This is a genomic window from Acidihalobacter yilgarnensis, assembly GCF_001753245.1.
Classification (GTDB): domain Bacteria; phylum Pseudomonadota; class Gammaproteobacteria; order DSM-5130; family Acidihalobacteraceae; genus Acidihalobacter; species Acidihalobacter yilgarnensis.
In genome coordinates, this window is record NZ_CP017415.1 from 3,315,631 (window position 1) to 3,332,843 (window position 17,213).

Consider the following 17,213-nt stretch of genomic DNA (forward strand, 5'->3'; position numbering starts at 1 on the left):
TCAGGCGTCGAGCACGTGCGGCGCCTCGGGCGCCCAGGATACCCGCACGCGCGTGCCCACCGGGAAGCGCTCTGCCAGCGCGCCTTGCACGTCGGCGAGCAAGGTCACCGCTTCATGCACGGCGACCTGCACGCGCGTGATCGCACCGAGGAAGGTGTGTTCGAGTACGTGGCCTTCCAGCCCGATCTCCGAATCCGCGGGCTGCAGCTCCACCGCCTCCGGGCGGACGAAGACCGATACCGCGCGCTGTGCGGGCAAGCCGCGCGCCTTGGCTGCGGGCATGCGCACACCCAGGATATCGACCCAGCCCGCCTCGGGATCGGCGACCGCCCCCTCGAAGCGGGTGGAAGTGCCGATGAAACCGGCCACGAAGGCGTCCGCCGGGCACTGATAGATCGACGCCGGGCTATCGAACTGGACCAGACGCCCACCCTGCATCACCGCGACCCGATCGGAAACGGACAAAGCCTCCTCCTGATCGTGGGTGACGAACAGTGTGGTCACACCGGTTTCTCGCTGGATACGGCGGATTTCCTCGCGCAGCTGCACGCGCACCTTGGCATCCAGTGCCGAAAGCGGTTCATCGAGCAGCAGCAAGCTCGGCTGGATGGCCAGTGCGCGGGCCAGCGCGATGCGCTGCTGCTGACCACCGGAAAGCTGGTGCGGATAGCGGTCGGCATGCGCTTCCAGGCCGATCAGCGACAGCAGATCGGCCACGATGGCGTGCTGACGCGATTTGGGCAACTTGCGTAGGCGCAGGCCAAAGCGGATGTTTTCTGCTGCGGTGAGATTGGGAAACAGGCTGTAGGCCTGGAACACCATGCCCATGTTACGGCGCTCGGCCGGCATGTTCGTGAGATCGCGTCCGTCGACGCGCACGCGCCCGCTGTCGGGGCGCTCGAATCCCGCCACGATGCGCAGCAAGGTGGTCTTGCCGCAACCGCTCGGCCCCAGCAACGAAACAAATTCCCCTGCCGAAACCGACAACGAAATCGATTGCAGCACCTGCGTGCCGCCGAACGACTTACCGACGCCGTCGACGTGCAAACCTCCGGTTTTCAACGTGCGCCCCCTAGTTGTACCTGCCCACGCCGGCCGGTGATCAGGATTCCGGCCATGGCGAGCCATGTCATGACGAAACTCAGCAGGGACAGTGCCGCGGCCTCGGTGCCGGAGTTCTGTCCCACGTAATTGATATACACCGCGAAGGTGTTGAACAGCAGCACGTTGGCGAAGGTGAATTCGCCCATCACGATGGCCAGGGTCAGCAGCGTGGCGCCGACCAGGGTGCCGATCAGATTGGGCAGAATGGCGCGCACCATCAACGTCGGCCAGTTCGCGCCCAGGCTTTGCGCAGCCTCGCTCAACGTGCGGATATCCAGACTGCGCATGCCCACGTCGAGCGCGCGGTAGGTATAGGGCAACGCCAGGATGACGTACGCCACCACCAGAAAATCGGGCGTGCCGATCAACCACTGAGGCCCGGTATACAGGCTGCCCAGCCCCTCGACCAGGGCGATGGGCGGCACCACGAAGGGCAGCACTGCGAGAAATTCCATCAACGGCCGTAAGCGCGGCGCGCGCAGTTGCACCCAATAAACCGTCGGCACCAACAGCACGAGACTGATCACGATGGTGAGCACCGCGAGGCGTACCGACAGCCCCAGAGAATCCCAGAAATCCGACGATTCGAGCAATGCCGCATAGGCGGAGAAGTTGTAGCGGTCACCGCCGGCCCACAGGCTGAAGCCGCCAGTCGCAAGCAACGGCACCATGAAGTAGAGGCCGACCAGGCCGAGCACCCAGGCACGCCAACCCGGTAGCCAGCGCTTGATCGCGGTCATCGCTGCCACCGCGAGATTCGACGCTGAAGGAACGCGTAGGCGACCATTGCCAGCGCCATCACCACGATCATGCCCAAGGCGAGCGCCTGCCCCAGATGCGGCGAGGACATGACATTGCCGGAGAGCACGTTGCCGATTTCGATCGGCACCAGGGCAATGTTGCCGGAGGTCAGCGCATACGGCGTGGCGTAGGCCGCGAAGGCGTTGCCGAAGAGCAGGAGCATCGCAGCCAAAGTAGGCGGCATCAGGATCGGCAATCCAACGTAGCGCCAGTATTGCCACGGGCTCGCACCGAGATTGCGCGCGGCCTCGCGCCACTCCTGACGCAGGCCCTGCACGGCCGGGCTGATGATGATCACCATCAACGGAATCTGGAAATAAAGATAAGTCACGATCAAACCGGAAAAGGAAAACAGGCTGAAACCGGTGCCGTAGAGGTCGAAGCCCAGGCGCTTGAGCCAGAGTGTCAGCAACCCCATGGTGCCCAAGGTCGAGACGAAGGCGAAGGCCAGCGGCACGCCCGCGAAATTGGCCGCCACGCCGCTGAACGAGGTCACGGCGGTGCGCAGCCAATAGGGGCTGCGCGGGGATATGGCGAGATAGGCGACCACTAGGCCGCACACCCCACCGATCAACGCGGTCACCAGGCTGAGTTCGATGCTGTTGGTAAAGGCGGCGACATAACGCGGTTCAAACAATTCGCGTACATAGCGCAGGGTCGGGCCCTGCGCGTCACGAAAGGCACCGATCAACACCGCCGCCGAAGGCAGCAGCAGGAAGGCAACGATGTAGGCGAAGAACGCCGTTACCAGCAGCCCCTGCACCACCCGCGCGATACGATCGGTCAACCACGAACCCGTCGGGGGCGCCAGGCCGCCGGCGGGCGTCGCGGTGGGTGCCGCATCCGTGCCCGCCGCATCGGTCCGACGCACCGACGACATCAGGTCCGCACCAGTTTCTGCCACAGCTTGCCGACGGTGTCCTGAGCCTTCTTGGTCTGCTCGGCGTTGGGGAAGCGGACGTTCTTGTAAGGCTCGCTCGGCGGCAGCTCGGCCATCAGCGACTCGGGGATCACGCCACGCGCGACCATGTCGTTGAAACGCGCCGGGTGGGCGTAACCCTTGAGGTAGAGCAGCTGACCGGCATCGGAATAGATGAAGTCCTCCCACAGGCGCGCGGCGCTGGGGTTCGGCGCGTGGCGGCTGATCGCCTGGCAGTAATAGTTGCCGAATACGCCCGTCTCGGGGATGCGCACGTCGATGGCGACGCGGCCCTTGAATTGCTTGCGGTAGGCGAGGTTCAGGTAATCCCAGTCCACCGTGATCGGGGTCTGACCGCTCTCCAGCGTGGCCGGCCGTGCCGCGATCGGGATGTAGTTGCCACGCTTGGCAAGATCGGCGAAGTATTCGACGCCGGGGGTGATATCGTCCAGCGAACCGCCGTTGCCCAGCGCCGCCGCCCACACCGCGCCGAAGGCCGCACCGGCGCGCAGCGGGTTGCCGTTGAGCGCGATCTGCCCCTTGTACTCGGGACGCTTGAGATCGGCCCAGTCACGCGGAATATGCTTGACCACGCTGGTGTTGACGCCAAAGGAGATGACGCCGAAATAATCGCCGTACCAATGACCTTCAGGGTCCTTCATGCCTTCGGGGATGCTGTCCCAGGTCGGCACCTTGTAGGGGGCGAAGAGGCCTTCCTTCTGACCGATGAGGGCGAAGGAGGGACCGACGTCGACCACGTCGGGCGCGCGCGACTGGCCCTTGAGCGTACGCACCGCCTGCAGCTCCTCGGCAGAGCTGGCATTGGGCGACGCGCTGGTCACGCGCAGGCCGTACTTGTGGTGGAATGCCGGAATGATTTCGCCGTAATTGGCCCAGTTCGGCGGCAGCGCGATCACGTTCAGGCGCCCTTCACGCTTGGCCGCCTCGATCAACGCCTCACCGGTCCCCGCCGCCATCGCACGGGAACCCAAACCGGGCAGCAGCCCGCCCAGCGCACCGGCGCCCAGCGAATACACACCCATTTTCAGAAACGCACGACGCCCGCGCTGCTCGTTCTGCGACATTGTGTAGCCCCCTATTTTTATATGGTCTAGCGATGGAAGAGATCGCGCAGCCTACCCACCCCCCATGAAGATTCAATGAAGCGCCGATGATGCGCGTATCGCGTGCCTGCCTGCGCGCGAAGCGCCTGGATCGCGCAATGACTCGGCAGGATCGATGCCATACCTAGGCCCTCAGTGCAGACGACCGCCGACGTGCCTCCTGGAGCAAGAGGCAGCACCGGCATGCGCCTCAATGGCGCGCGAGCCAAGCCGCGCCGGCCAGCAGGCACAACGGCAGTGCATAGCCGGCCTCGGCAGCCCAGTTGCTTTGCAACAACGGCCAGATCACGGCCAGGCTCGCGCCGACCACTGTGAGCGTGCGCCAGTCACCGAATAAGGTCTTGAACAAGGCCTTCATGCGGCACCTCCCACGGTGGCGTCGGCGTCGCGACGCATCACCCGCGTGAGCAGCCACCCACCGGCCAGATAGAAGCCCACCAGCAACGGCAGGCTGGCATCGCCCAGCGGCCAGTGATAACCCAGGGATTCCAGAGTCCAGAAGCTGCCGAAGGCGGTGATCATCGCGCCGACCACAAACTTCATGGTGTTTTCGGGTACCCGCCGCAGCGGCTGATGCAACACCAGACCCAGTGCCGCCACGCACAGCAGCGCGACCAGGGCAGCGCCCGCGGCAATCAAGGTCCGATGCGTCGGCGTGCCCAGCGCGACCACGATCAGCCAGACCTCCAGCCCTTCCAGCAGCACGCCCTTGAAGGCCACCAGCCAGGCACCGCGCGCACCATCCCCGGCCAGCTTGCTCTGCGTCTTGGCGAAGGCCTTGTCTTCGTCGTGCAGCGCCTTGAGGCCGGCACCCCGGGCGATGGCCTTACCCAGCCAGCGAATCCCGAACAGCAGCAAAAAAACCCCGATCACGCCCTGTAACCAGGGCAGCGCGAGACCAGCATGCAGCGCGCCGCCCGTGACCACGGTGAGCACCGTGAGCAGGCCCAACGCGGCAGCGGCGGCACCCAGCGCGGCGCGCCAGCCGATGCTCAGCGCCACCGCCAGCACCACGGTGAAGGCCTCCACCCACTCGACCGCGGCGGCCAGCCAAGTGGCGATTACGACTCCCCAGAACGACATGTGCTCTCCTTGTGCAATCAGCTTGAGTTAGTGGGTTTTTGTGGATGCAAAGATAAAGGCCTGCTCCGGCGCGATGCGCAGATGAGCCTGTGCCGGCGGTGGTGCATCCTCAAGGCTGACCAACGGCCGTTCGATGCCGGGTACGCGCCAGTAGGCGCGATAACGCCCCGCCTCGAAAACCGCATGCAAACGCTCGGCCGGCAAACCGCTGCCGGCGCCGTCGGCGCGCACACCCTCGGGGCGCACGTATAGCGCACCGTGGCCATTGAGGCCCGCCTGGCGGTGTTGCGCGATCACATCGACACCGGCGAGGACAATGCCTTCCCCACTCAGCACGCCCTCGAAGCCGCCCTGTGCCCCGGTGAAGCGCGCAACGCCGGGCGTCGCGGGCCGGCGGTACAGCACCTCCGGCGTGTCGAACTGCACCAGTTGCCCGCCCTCCAGCACCGCCACGCGGTCGGCCAGACGCCAAGCATCATCAGGATCGTGGCTGACGAACAGCGCGGCAACACCGGCCTCACGTACGACCCGTCGAATTTCCAGGCGTAGCTGGTCGCGTACCTCCACGTCGAGGCTGGATAACGGCTCGTCGAGCAACAGCAATCGGGGACGCACTGCCAACGCACGCGCCACACCCACCCGCTGCTGCTGCCCGCCCGAGAGCTGATGCGGCCGCTTGGTGGCGAGATGGCCGACGCCCACGCTGTCGAGCAGCGCGGCCGCGCGCGTCTTGCGCTCGGGCTCACCGCGCGGCAGGGCGGCGAGGATGTTCTCGATGCAACTCAAATGCGGCCACAGGGCGTATTCCTGAAACACCATGCCCAGGCCGCGACGCTCGGGCGCCACGAATCGATGCTCGGCCGGCGCATCGACGCACGCGCCGTCGATCTCGATGCGTCCGGCATCGGCCTGTTCCAGCCCGCCGAGCAATCGCAGCAGCGTCGTTTTGCCGGAGCCGGAGGCACCGATCAGGACCACGAATTCGCCGGCCTCCATGTCCAGGTGAACATCACGGAGTACGGGGTGACCACCCAGCGATTTGGACAGCCCCGCAATCCTGACCGATGAGTTTCTGACCTGCAGGTTCATGCGTGAGACCTCCGTGCGCCGATAGGCAGCAACAGATATGTGACGACACCGGCCAGCGCGACCACTGCCGTGGTCAACGCCAGCCCGCTCAGCGCGAGACGGGCGGCGGCGTGAAACTCCAGCGTCTGATTCAGACGCACGATGGCCACACCCAGCGGCGTGCGCCCAGGCGGATAGAGCAGCTCCGAGACCGGCAACTCGAACAGCACGAAACCGAAGGCCAGCAGCCAGCCGCGCACCAGCGGGGCAGCCAGCAGCACGGCCTCGATATCGATCACGCGCGCGGCCCAGGACAGGCCATGCAGACGCGCGGCTTCGCCGAGTCGGCGGTCGATCTGCGCCACCGGCGACTGTAACAGCCGGGTGAGCATCGGTGTATAGCCGGCCGTGTAACCGAGGATCAGCAGCACCGAGGTGCCGTAGAGCGGCAACCAGGCATTGTTGAAGGCCATCAGATAGGCCGCGCCGAGCACCAGCCCCGGAATCGCCATATTGCTCAGGGTGAACAGCTCGATGCCTATGGCCAGGCGGTTGCCGGGACGATTGGCCGAACGCGCCAGGGTCAGCGCGAGCATCAGGCTGGCACTGGCCGCAAGCACGGCAAAACCGGTCGAGTTGATCAGGCTGCGATAATCGCCTGCCCAGTCGCCCCCGTGAGCGGCCGAGACCACTAGCGCGGCACCGGGCACCAGCAAGCCGAGAACCCAGAGCAGACCCGCGGCGGCAAGCATCAGACCGCGGGTGCCGTGGGTCGGCGCGGGCGGCGCGGCGCGGCGCGCGCGGCCATGCACCAACACGGCGCTATGACGGTGATGCAGGCCAAGATGCAGCAGCGCACCGCCTGCCGCGAGGGCAACCAACACCCAGCTCAGCCGGGCGGCACCGGCAAAGTCCAGCGGCGAGGTACTCAGTCGTTCGTAAATCGCGTAGGTCAGGATCGGCAGACGCAGATGCGCGCCGAGGGTGGCGGGAATGCCGAATTCCTGCACGCTTTCGATGAAGGCAATCACGAAACCAGCGGCAATGGCCGGCAGCGCCAGACGTGCGGTGAGCCACAGACGACGCGGCGCCGACAACGCATGCACGCGCATGGCCTCCTCCAGCTCGCGACCCATGCCCGCCCAGGTCGGGCGCACCACGAACACGGCGAACGGCAAGGCCTTGAAGGCCAGCAAGGCCACGATGCCGAGCGGGCTGTAGAACAGCGATGCAGCCAATCCATGACGCAACCAGGGCTCGCGGAAGACGATCTGCCAACCGGTCGTGAGCAAATAGCTCGGCGCAAGGAAGATCAGCCACAGGGCCGCGCCAATGGCGTGATTGAGCATCGAGCCACGGCGCTCCAGCAGCCAAGCCAGCCCCGCGCCCAGCGGCGCCACCAGAACGGCCGCCGCCAGCGCGAGCAACACGGTATTGCGCACCGCCACCAACAGGCCGTTCAGCCAGGATTCGCCACCCGACGCCACGAGTGGTGTCGACCAGAACGGCAAGCCGAGAAAGCGCAGCAGTGGATAGGCAAAGAACAACAGCAACAGCGCAAACAACAGCATGCCGCCCAGCCGACGGGACAAACGCGCACTCACTGGCCGAGTACTGTCCGCGTGAACCATTGATTGATCTCGGATTCCAGCGGGCCCCAGCGCGTGGGGTCAACCGTTTGCAGGTGCAAGGTCGCCGGATCGGGGATGCGTTGGTCGGCCGGCGCGTCGGTGGTCACTGGCCAGTACAGGCCATCGGCCCCCTGATCCTGCATCGCCACTGCTTGTCCCTTGGCGCTCATCGCGAAGCGGATGAAGGCTGCGGCTTCGCGTTGGGCCCTGGCCGACAGATGCGGCGCTTCCACCAGCACGCGCGGCAGCACAAAGGCCGGGTCGGGCACGCTCACGGCAATGTCCGACCCAGGCTTGTGCGCGAGGTCATAGGCCGCCGACGACTGCACCAGTGCGATTTTGATTTCGCCACTCTGCAGAGCGGCGAGGGTCGTGCTGTTGGTACGGAAGACCTGCAGGCCGTTCTGCTTGAGGGCGAGGACGAACTTCTGACCCGCAGGCCATCCCCCGGCGTTCTGCAGCAGGCCGGCCAGCAGCGGATAGGTGGGCCCCGAAATCGCCGGGTTGTTCATACCCAGTGCGCCACGATAGGCCGGGGTCAACAGCCCTTGCCACGATGCGGGCGGCTTGAGCCCACCCCGGCGATAGGCGAAGACGCCGGACAGGGTAAATCCGGTGGGTATATAGGCATCGTCGGCCGGCAGCAGGCTGCGGCCCTCGGCGGTCCACGCCAGCTGCGGTGCCACGTCGTGTGCGAGCAAGCCGGCCTTGTCCAGACCGGCGGCGGCAGTCGCGCCGTCGAACCAGGCGAGCGTCCAACCGGGCCGACCGGCTTCCGCCGACACGCGTGCGATCAGCGGGCCGGTGGAGGTAGTCACCACGGTGACCGGAATGCCGGTTTGCTGGGTGAAGGCCTTCGCGACGGCCGGACCGTAGTCGACAGCGTTGTAGAGCACGAGGGTCTGCCGCGATTGCGGCCACAGCGCCCAGATGGCAGCGGCCACCACGGCCACCACGGCCACCACGATGATCAGCAGTAACTTGCGCATGTCTTGCTCCTGTTAATTGCGTTACCTAGTCCGACGATTGGGCGCGGAAGCGCACCCAGATCGTCAGCGCCTGTGTCTTGTCTGCAAGCGAGGGCGGCGGCGGCGGATAATGCGCATCGCGTACCGCCGCCAACGCGGCCCGATCGAGCGACGCATAACCGCTCCCGGTCAGCAGGTGTACGTGGCTGACCCGACCGTCGTGATAATCGAATCCCACGCGCGTCCTGCCCTGCAGGCCCAGATCCTTCGCTGCCAGCGGATAGATCAACACCGCCTGCACCGCCGCGTGGACCTGCGCCGCGAAGATCATCAGCAAGCTGCTGGTGGCTGGCCGTGGCGGCGGTGCCGCGTGCACCACCGGCACCGGAGGCGGTGGATCGGCCACGGGCTTGGGCTTCGGCGGCACGGGTTTGGGTACCGGCGCGACGTGATGCACGACCCGATGCGGTTTCGGCTTGGGCTTGGGCACCGGCTTGGGCACCGGCTTAGGCTTTGGCGGCGGCGGTTTGGGCAGCGGCTTCGGCTTCGGCGGTGGGGGTTTGGGCTTCGGCGGCGGCGTATGCACCACCGGCTTGGGAGCCGGGGGCTTGGGTGGGCTCACCAGAGCGACGCGCACGCGCCCCGCCTTCTGCGCGGCCGGCACGTCCTTGGCATGATGCATCAACCACCAGCCTCCCCCCAGCAGCAGGGCGGCCTCCAGCAGCAGCGCACCGAGCAGCGCACCGGAACGATCCCGGTATCTATGTCGCATCACGGCTGACAAGGGCGGCGTCTCAACCGCCACCGGCCGGCTTGGCGGCCAGCCCGATGTCGCTGACCCCAGCCTTGCGGCAGGCATCCATCACCGCGAGCAGGTGCTGCAACGAGACGCCGGCAGCACCTGCGATGGTGACCTGGGTGTGTGCAGGGTCGTGCGCGGCCAGCTTCGCGGTCAAGGCGGCCAACGTCAGCGGCGCCTGCCCCACCCGCAATTCGCCATTGGCGAGCAGATTGATGACAACCTGCGGGTGCGGCAGGGTCTGCGCGGTGGTGCTGGTCGGCAGCTGCGAGGAGATGCCGCTGTCGGGGATCATGCTGAGGGTGATCATGATGAAGAACACCAGCAGGAAAAACATGATGTCGATCATCGGAATGATCTCGATGCGCGGCTTGCGCCCCTCGAAGTAGCGCATCTCAGGCCTCCCCGGCCGCCGGCTGCATACCGACGCGCGTGGCCTCGTTAACGTTCGCACCCTGCGCACTGCGACGACGCGGCGCATGGGCGCGGTTGCTCAAGGCTCGGCTGATGGTCTCAAGCTGGTGCACCACCTCGCGTACTCGTTGATTCAAGGTATTGAAGGACACCACGCCGAGAATGGCGATGAACAGGCCGGAAGCCGTGGCGATCAAGGCCTCGGCCACGCCACCGGTGACATGCGAGGGGGCTGTGCCGGGGTGCCCGAGCACCTGGAAAGCGTTGAACATGCCGATGATGGTGCCGAGCAGGCCGAGCAGCGGCGCCAGCGTGATGATGGTGTCGACCACCCACAGATTGCGATCGACGTGAGGAATTTCGATCATGATCGCCTCCTCCATCAGCTCGCCGAGGCGTTGGGGGTCGCGGATTTCAGGGTGGTGCAGGGGGATTTGCAGCAATGCTTCGTGCGGCAGGCCCTCGGCCTGGACACACAGCTCGCGCAGGGCTACCGGGCCCAGATCGGCCAATGCGGTCGTGGCGCGCGTAATGCGATCGCCGCGTTTCTGCAGTCGCGCAAGGCTGCGGCTGCGCTCGATGATGACGGTCAGGACGACGAACAGCATGATCGCCATCAAGTAAAGAATGCCACCAGACTGGCTGGCAATATGCGTCAGATTTTGCAGGTTCATGGATCACGTCTCCCAAAAAGGCGGGGCACATCCCTGTGCCCCGTAACGGTCAGATCCCGGAGGAGATCAGAACTTGGTGGACACGCTCAGATCGAAGCTACGCGAAGGCAGGGTCCAGTACAGCGGGGTATTGGCGCCCCCGGTATAGCCCGCCAGGGCGTAGATCGCCTTCTTGTCGAGCAGGTTGTCGATCTTCAGGCGGACATCGACCGGATGCGGCATGCCGGCATCGAGCTTGTAACCCAGTGACAAACTGGCCACCGAATAGGCAGCAAGCGATTGGGTTTGGCCGCTGTCGCCGTAGCGCGAACCGACGTATTTGTCGAGCAACGCGCCGTATACCGGCCCCTGGTTGTAGATCACGCCCAGCGCGGCGGTGGCCTTGGGCGCGTTGGCGATCCACTGATGGGTGGTCTTTTCCTTGGCGCTATTGATGCTGCCGTTGACGTAGCCGCTGAAGCCGCCGCCGACATACATCGTGGCGCTGCCTTCGACGCCGTCATAGATCACGCCGCCCTGGTTGTAGAACAGGGTGTTGCCGGCAACCGTGCGGCTGCCCACCTTGTTGTTGAAGTCGATGTAATACACATCGCCGGACAGGGTCAGGCGATCGGTCTGATAGGCCGTGCCCGCCTGGTAGTTGGTGGTCGTCTCCGGCTTGACCGTGCTGGCCGCCGGGTTCGGTGCATAAAAGGTGTTCAGATTCGGCGCAAGGAAGCCCTTGGCCACCTGGCCGTAGGCGGTCCAGTCAGACGCGATCTTGTAGTGCAACGCAATCGAGGGGACAGCATCGGAGTAGGTCTTGGAGTAGACCAACGGCGCGGTGCTGCTGCCCTGGTTGACCGGGGCATTCAGAGAACGCTTGAACCATACGTACTTCACGCCGGGGGTCAGAGTCAGTCGCGAAGTCAGATGCCAGTCGAGCTGCAGATAGGGCTGGGCCGAATCCAGGGTGTCGTACATCAGACGATCAGTCGCGCCATAAGGCCCGGCCTTACCGGCGTTTTGATTGAGCGCACCGCCCAGGGTCCAGTCGATTTCGTACTGGCTACGCGTGTTCCACTGGTGGTCAAACCAGATGCCGTACTTGAGGTCGCCGATGGCGATGGGTTGCACCAGGCGCAGCAGGTCGCCGACGCTCTGGTAGATCATGCTCATGCGCTGACCCGGCACATTGTTGGCGCCATAGTAGGTGCCGTTGGGCTGCTCGCCGTTCGGATCCGCACCATTGAAGCCGTAGTGGGTATAGCCGTAGGTATAGAGCTTGTTGTCGAGCTGAGTGCCGTTGGCGAAGATGGTCTTGAGGCCAAGATCGACGAAATAGGTCGAAATCTTGTCGTAGTTGTACCCGTAGTAGTTCTGCTTGGTGGGATCGCTGCTCAGGCCGTAATTCCAGCCATGCTGGGAGATCTCGGCCTTGGTGGCGCCAATCGGCACGTTCTGGTGGATCTGGTCGTGCATCGCCACGAAGCTCAACACGGTGTTGTCGCCGATCGGACGCAGGATCTTGAAGAAGTAGTTCTGGCGCTTCTGGCCGCTGTTGGTCAGGTAGCCCTTGCTCGACAGGGTTTCGATGTCGAGGAAGGCGCGGGCATCGTGGTAGTGCTTCATGGTGCCGGTGTCGAACTGCACACCTTCAATCTGCGTATTGAAGCTACCGGCCGACAGGAAGGGCACGATGCCTGGAGTCTTGCTCGGATCCTTGGAATGAATCGCAATGGTGCCGCCGAAGGTGGCATCGCCGATGGTGCTGGCCGAACCCGGACCGCGGTTGACGTTGATCGCGCCGATATCGTTGGCCATGAAATAGCTGGTGGAGTGATGCGTGAAGTCGTTGGAATCACCCCACGGAATGCCGTCGAAGGTGACATTGAACTGACCGTCCTGCAGGCCGCGAATGGTCAGCCCCTGGTTCTCCATCAGACCAGGACCGTTGGGGTCCACTACCGATACGCTGGGCGACACGGCGGCGATGGAACCGTAGTTGGCGCTCAGCGGCACGTTGTTCTGGATATAGTGACGCGAGATCACGGCCGTCGGCTGGGTCGCCTTGAGCGGGGTCTTGGTCGGCGCCTGGTGCGGTGCGGACTTCTGCGACGGCGCCGTGCTACCGGTGCCGCTGTTCGCGCTCACGGTGCCGAGACTCATGGCATCGGCATGGGCAACGCTGATACCGCCGGAAAGGCACAAGCCTCCCACGGCGGCCAGGTGAATCATTCGGGCCAGATACTTACGGCGAAACTCCATGACAAACGCTCCTGTTATCAATTCGGGGGTGAGTTGACGGGTGCGCAAGTCTCGGGGATCGCCACTGCGGCAAACCTGACAGGAACCTTTCCAATAATTAACTTGTCTTAATTCGGTCTTTACATTCATCGGCTTGCGCGTTTGTTTCGCGCGGATGAAATTTTTGTGCCGCTTTGGTTTCAGGAACTCAGAATGCGCTGGATTTTGGTGGCGGGTAACGGGCCTCGGATCGATGCCTTCGCGAAGCATTTGCGCCATGAAGGCTTCCGCGTCAGCACGGCCGAAGGCCTGACACATGCGGTTGAGGCCCTCGCCGCACGCACGCACAATTGCGCGATTTTCATCGGCTTGCCGGCGAAGGACGTGGTCGATATCGCCCATCAGGCCGGACGCATCTTTTCTGCACACCGCTGCGCGCCGCCGCCTTTTCTCGCCGTCGCCACGGAACCGCTGGATACCGCCGGCATGCTGGCGGGACAAGCACTGTTCTGGCACGCGGACGCATCCGACGATGCCCTGCTCGCTCACCTGCGCGCGCTCGTGCGACGCGCCGATGGCTACCCCACTCACCATCGCTTCGGCGCGCTCGGACTCGATCCCCTGCGTGCCCGCGCCAGCCTGGATGGTCAGCCCATCGCGCTGCGCCCGATGGAGTTCAACTTGCTCAACCTGCTGATCGAGGCACAGGGTCGCCCGGTGTCGCCGGTCACCCTGGCCAGTCGCCTGTGGCCAGATCGGCCGTATTGCCGCGAACGGCTGGCGGCGCAGTTGCATCACTTACGCCGCCGCCTGGGCGGACGCACTGCGGCCGTTCGCGTGCAGCGCGTCAAATCCCTGGGTTATGCCCTGAGCATTCGATGGATCAAACCCGCGAGAGTCGATAATCATGCTGCTGCTTCTGCTCTCTGAACCGGAATATCCGCCTCGACGCCTGCTCTCGGCCCTACGCACACGCTGTGAATCCATACATGAATTCGCCTGGCCGCTGATGCGTGATACCACCGAGTGGCCACCGGTCGAGGCGGTCGTCCTGCACGGGCGCGACGACCGCGTGGTCGAGTATGTGGCCACGACACGCACACGGGCCGGCAAGGCCGCGCTGCTGGTGGTGGCGCCACTGAGTCATGCCGGCCGCCTCGCCGCACTGGAACATGGCGCCGACGACTGCCTGCCCGGTGACGTGCCAGGCCAAATGCTGCACCAGCGACTGCTCGCCTTGCGCGCAGTCTCACCCGCCGCACTGAACGAGGGACACTGCATCATCGGCGACCTCCAGGTCGGCCTGTCCTCGGTGGACGTTTGGCGCGCCGGGCGCCACCTGCGGCTCGGCGTGCGCGAATATCAACTGCTGCGCCTGCTGGCACTCAACGCCGACCGCACCATCAGCCGCGGCGAATTGGTCGAGCGCGTCTGGGGCGTTGAGGCCGACCCCAACGACAATGTGCTCGATGTGTATGTTCATCGTTTACGTACCAAGGTCGACAAACCCTTCCCCAAACCCTTGATCCAGACCGTACGGGGTATCGGCTACCGCTTGGCCGACGATTGATCGAACGACGCGGCAACAAGCACGGGCCGCACCTTGCGTGCGACCCGTGAATCCCCGTCTTCACGGAGTCATGACCTAGAAGCCGTGGTTGGCCGACACGTACCACTCGCGCGGTGCCCCCGGATCCACCAGAATCGCACCGGCGTTGTTGCCGCCGAAGTAACCGACATCATTACCGACATACGGCGTGTGATATTTCTGCTGGATCCAGTAGCGAACAAATTGCGCATGTGGCTCAGCATGCAGTGGCATCTGCCGCGAATTGGCGACAGATACCACGCTTGTGCGTCATAGACGCCTAGAACTTCGCTTCGATACTGGCATAGTAAGCACGCGGGGCACCGGGTTCCGCCAACAGCTGACCGGCAACGCCGTAATAACCGCCGCCGGAAATATACTCGTAGGCGTTGTACTTCTTATCCAGCAGATTGGTCACATCGAGACTCACCGTCAGCCCCTTCATGCCTGCAAAACCGACCTGCCGTCCCAATGCGATCTTGAGACCCGCGTTCCACAAACCGAACGCCGGCAGTTTTTGCGTTGTCGGCGCGCCGGTGTTGTTGTTGTAGATGTATTGCGCCCCGGTGTAGTTCCACCACAGACGCGGCTTGTAGATGACACCATCCTTGTACATCTCGTCGAAGACGCCGGCGTTTATCGTGTGGTCAGGCACGTTAGAAATCGGTTTGCCGTCATACGAACCATGCGATGGGCTCACGTAATTCGAGTAAACCGCACGCTCGAAACTCAGATTCGCAAACAAATGCAGGCTATACACCGGATTGTCGACAAACGACAGATTGACGCCGCTGAAATTAGACGATCCCGAGGCGAACAGGCTGTAGGCATGGCTCACCACCGGGATCGGGATGATCTCGTTGGTGTCGTTAAGATGATAGTAATTCACACTCAGCAGGGCATTACGCAGATAACCATCATCCGGCAGATAGGCCTTGGCGCCGATTTGGTATTGGGTCGAGACCTGGGGTTGCAGGGTCGAAGCCAGGAAGTGTGCGTAGGTGCCCGTCGCCCCCGCTGGCGACCGGTACCCAGTCGAATAATTAGCGTACAACGCAAGCTGCTTCGTCACCTTCCAGTTCGCGCCGATCGATGGCTCCAATTCGGTGAAACTGGTTTGCGAATTGGGCTGGGTGTCGCCGTTGTTACCGATCGAATACATCACGTTGGTTGGAAATGCAGCGGCCGCATTGTTCACAAAATTGCTCTTGAAATTGACCACGCGGAGTCCGGGGGTGATGCGAAAATTATCGGTTGCTTGAAAATCGTCCTGCACAAATGCAGCCAAATCGGTTTCGTACAAATATGAGCTATGAAAATGATGAGGCAGCGACAAACTATGATACAGCTGCTGACCGTTCACCGTGACGGGTATCGATGGATTATAGAAATCCAATAACGAATAATACTGGCTGTTGATGAAATAACCGCCTACCGATACTTCATTACGGTAGGGTAATGCAAGGTCAACATACATCTTGTCGCCATAGGTATTGCTGGTGGCGTTGTAATACTGATCAAGAACGTTTGGCGACTGTCCCAGATTGTTGTAATGGAGATGGGTTCGATTGCCATAACGATAGAACAGCATATTATGAAAATGCATCCCGGTCGCGATTGCATCCTCGAATTTAGAGTAGATCAGTGTCGTGTTGACGAAGGCGCGCTTCCAGTACGTTGATTTCGGCAATGATGTGTAAAAACCAGTGGTCTGTTGGCTATAAACTGGCCCTGGTATGGGATTACCGGTATTCGGATTGACGCCGTAGATGGTGACGTTACTGTTCCCAGTTACCGGTATGGGTACTGGCCGGTAGGCGACGGCATGTGAGGTATAGGCACCAAAACTCAGATGCCCACCGGTGAACGTCTTTGTCGTCTTTGCATAGTAGGCATAATTATTCGCCGGGTTGTTGAATCCGTAGCCCTTTACGAAATTTCCGCTGCTGCTGACACCACCGGCGACCACGGTAGCCCAGCCATCGATGCTACCGGACTGAGCGCTGAAATTCATACCTTGGGTATTGAAGCTGCCGCCGAAAACGCCAATCTTGAACCCAGGTTTGGCTTTCGGTTGCAGCGGCATGAAATTCACCGAACCACCAATATTGTCGTACCAACGATTAACCGGGTACCCCGGCCCGTAGGTTACCGAGATCCCCCGAAACATCGATATTTGCGGTACCTCCGAGGCCTGCCAGACGCCATACGCCGGGTCGATCATAGGCACGCCATCGAAGGTCACCATCACCATACCATCGTTCGCATTACCGCCAATATTGCCCCAGCCGGTCTTCATGCCATTGATGCTGATACTCGCGCGAGGCGCCCCACTGGGGCCATCGTTGAGCACATTGACGCCCGGTGCCTGCTCCAGTGCCTGGCCCGCCCCCATCGCCGGGCCAACGGTATCCAATTCCTTCTTGCCGATTACCTTGACCGACTGTGTCGACTCAAAGATGTGCTTCATGCTCGGCAGCTTACCCAAGGTGTCGAGCGGACTTAGCTCATCACTCACAACACCGACATTAAAAACCGGAGAGACGCTGCTCACGGCTGGCGTTTTGGCATTTCCAGCATTCTGATTGTGCGCCTGTGCCAAGGCCGGCCTGACCATACCGACCATGACACCGGATGCCGCAAGCGCCAATAACAGCGGACTCATCCTGAATTTTTCAATACGCATTCCAAATTCCTCGAAGTGAGATTTTAATCAGTTATCCCCTCCTATCTATATTCGGGATAAATCCATCGCTGACATCAATGCCCCATAGCGCAACCTTCATTGCCCGGAATAGATTCCCGTCACCATAC

The 17,213-nt window shown here is 62.9% G+C and carries 17 protein-coding genes; 2 read left to right on the forward strand and 15 right to left on the reverse strand.

The annotated features are described in order from the left end of the window. The 13 genes from BI364_RS15955 to BI364_RS16010 all read right to left on the reverse strand — a co-directional run bounded on the left by BI364_RS15955 (position 1) and on the right by BI364_RS16010 (position 12,832). Positions 1-1,062 carry an ABC transporter ATP-binding protein gene (locus BI364_RS15955; protein ID WP_197495755.1) on the reverse strand — a complete coding sequence of 354 codons (1,062 nt, stop codon included), beginning with the start codon at positions 1,060-1,062 and terminating at the stop codon, positions 1-3. After that, entirely contained in the window at positions 1,059-1,844 is a 786-nt protein-coding gene (locus tag BI364_RS15960; RefSeq protein WP_070079580.1) for an ABC transporter permease, read from the reverse strand. The genes BI364_RS15955 and BI364_RS15960 overlap by 4 nt, the downstream gene beginning before the upstream one ends. Next, on the reverse strand, positions 1,841-2,785 hold the full coding sequence (locus BI364_RS15965) for an ABC transporter permease (RefSeq protein WP_070079581.1): 945 nt from the start codon (positions 2,783-2,785) through the stop codon (positions 1,841-1,843). Before BI364_RS15965 ends, BI364_RS15960 begins: the two co-directional genes overlap by 4 nt. Continuing rightward, on the reverse strand, positions 2,785-3,909 hold the full coding sequence (locus BI364_RS15970) for an ABC transporter substrate-binding protein (protein ID WP_070079582.1): 1,125 nt from the start codon (positions 3,907-3,909) through the stop codon (positions 2,785-2,787). Before BI364_RS15970 ends, BI364_RS15965 begins: the two co-directional genes overlap by 1 nt. Positions 3,910-4,138: 229 nt before the next feature. Continuing rightward, entirely contained in the window at positions 4,139-4,306 is a 168-nt protein-coding gene (locus tag BI364_RS18120) for a hypothetical protein (protein WP_156782810.1), read from the reverse strand. Then, positions 4,303-5,031: a COG4280 domain-containing protein gene (locus BI364_RS15975; RefSeq protein WP_070079583.1), complete on the reverse strand. Its 729-nt coding sequence runs from the start codon at positions 5,029-5,031 to the stop codon at positions 4,303-4,305. The genes BI364_RS18120 and BI364_RS15975 overlap by 4 nt, the downstream gene beginning before the upstream one ends. A 27-nt stretch (positions 5,032-5,058) precedes the next feature. Next, positions 5,059-6,120: an ABC transporter ATP-binding protein gene (locus BI364_RS15980; RefSeq protein WP_070079584.1), complete on the reverse strand. Its 1,062-nt coding sequence runs from the start codon at positions 6,118-6,120 to the stop codon at positions 5,059-5,061. Next, positions 6,117-7,730 (reverse strand): ABC transporter permease, encoded by a 1,614-nt coding sequence (locus BI364_RS15985; RefSeq protein ID WP_083251474.1) that lies wholly within the window; start codon positions 7,728-7,730, stop codon positions 6,117-6,119. Before BI364_RS15985 ends, BI364_RS15980 begins: the two co-directional genes overlap by 4 nt. Further along, the gene (locus BI364_RS15990) at positions 7,700-8,719 is read right to left on the reverse strand and encodes an ABC transporter substrate-binding protein (RefSeq protein ID WP_070079586.1); all 1,020 of its coding nucleotides are present in this window, start codon (positions 8,717-8,719) and stop codon (positions 7,700-7,702) included. Before BI364_RS15990 ends, BI364_RS15985 begins: the two co-directional genes overlap by 31 nt. A 25-nt stretch (positions 8,720-8,744) precedes the next feature. Beyond that, positions 8,745-9,470 carry an energy transducer TonB gene (locus tag BI364_RS18125; RefSeq protein WP_070080153.1) on the reverse strand — a complete coding sequence of 242 codons (726 nt, stop codon included), beginning with the start codon at positions 9,468-9,470 and terminating at the stop codon, positions 8,745-8,747. A 22-nt stretch (positions 9,471-9,492) separates the two neighbouring features. After that, on the reverse strand, positions 9,493-9,891 hold the full coding sequence (locus BI364_RS16000) for an ExbD/TolR family protein (RefSeq protein ID WP_070079587.1): 399 nt from the start codon (positions 9,889-9,891) through the stop codon (positions 9,493-9,495). A 1-nt stretch (position 9,892) separates the two neighbouring features. Then, the gene (locus BI364_RS16005) at positions 9,893-10,585 is read right to left on the reverse strand and encodes a MotA/TolQ/ExbB proton channel family protein (protein WP_070079588.1); all 693 of its coding nucleotides are present in this window, start codon (positions 10,583-10,585) and stop codon (positions 9,893-9,895) included. Between the two features lie 66 nt (positions 10,586-10,651). Next, positions 10,652-12,832 (reverse strand): TonB-dependent receptor, encoded by a 2,181-nt coding sequence (locus tag BI364_RS16010; RefSeq protein WP_070079589.1) that lies wholly within the window; start codon positions 12,830-12,832, stop codon positions 10,652-10,654. Positions 12,833-13,024: 192 nt separating this feature from the next. Here BI364_RS16010 and BI364_RS18485 point away from each other — a divergent pair, with 192 nt between their 5' ends. Both BI364_RS18485 and BI364_RS16020 read left to right on the forward strand, forming a co-directional pair. Beyond that, positions 13,025-13,741: a response regulator transcription factor gene (locus tag BI364_RS18485; RefSeq protein ID WP_197495756.1), complete on the forward strand. Its 717-nt coding sequence runs from the start codon at positions 13,025-13,027 to the stop codon at positions 13,739-13,741. Then, positions 13,719-14,381, forward strand: a complete 663-nt coding sequence (locus tag BI364_RS16020; RefSeq protein ID WP_070079591.1) for a winged helix family transcriptional regulator — start codon at positions 13,719-13,721, stop codon at positions 14,379-14,381. The genes BI364_RS18485 and BI364_RS16020 overlap by 23 nt, the downstream gene beginning before the upstream one ends. A 75-nt stretch (positions 14,382-14,456) precedes the next feature. Here the strand turns inward: BI364_RS16020 and BI364_RS16025 are convergent, their stop codons facing one another. Both BI364_RS16025 and BI364_RS16030 read right to left on the reverse strand, forming a co-directional pair. Further along, positions 14,457-14,660, reverse strand: a complete 204-nt coding sequence (locus BI364_RS16025; protein ID WP_070079592.1) for a hypothetical protein — start codon at positions 14,658-14,660, stop codon at positions 14,457-14,459. Positions 14,661-14,679: 19 nt separating this feature from the next. Then, a complete protein-coding gene (locus BI364_RS16030; protein WP_197495757.1) occupies positions 14,680-17,001 on the reverse strand; it encodes a TonB-dependent receptor in 2,322 nt (773 codons plus the stop codon). Positions 17,002-17,213: the final 212 nt, after the last annotated feature.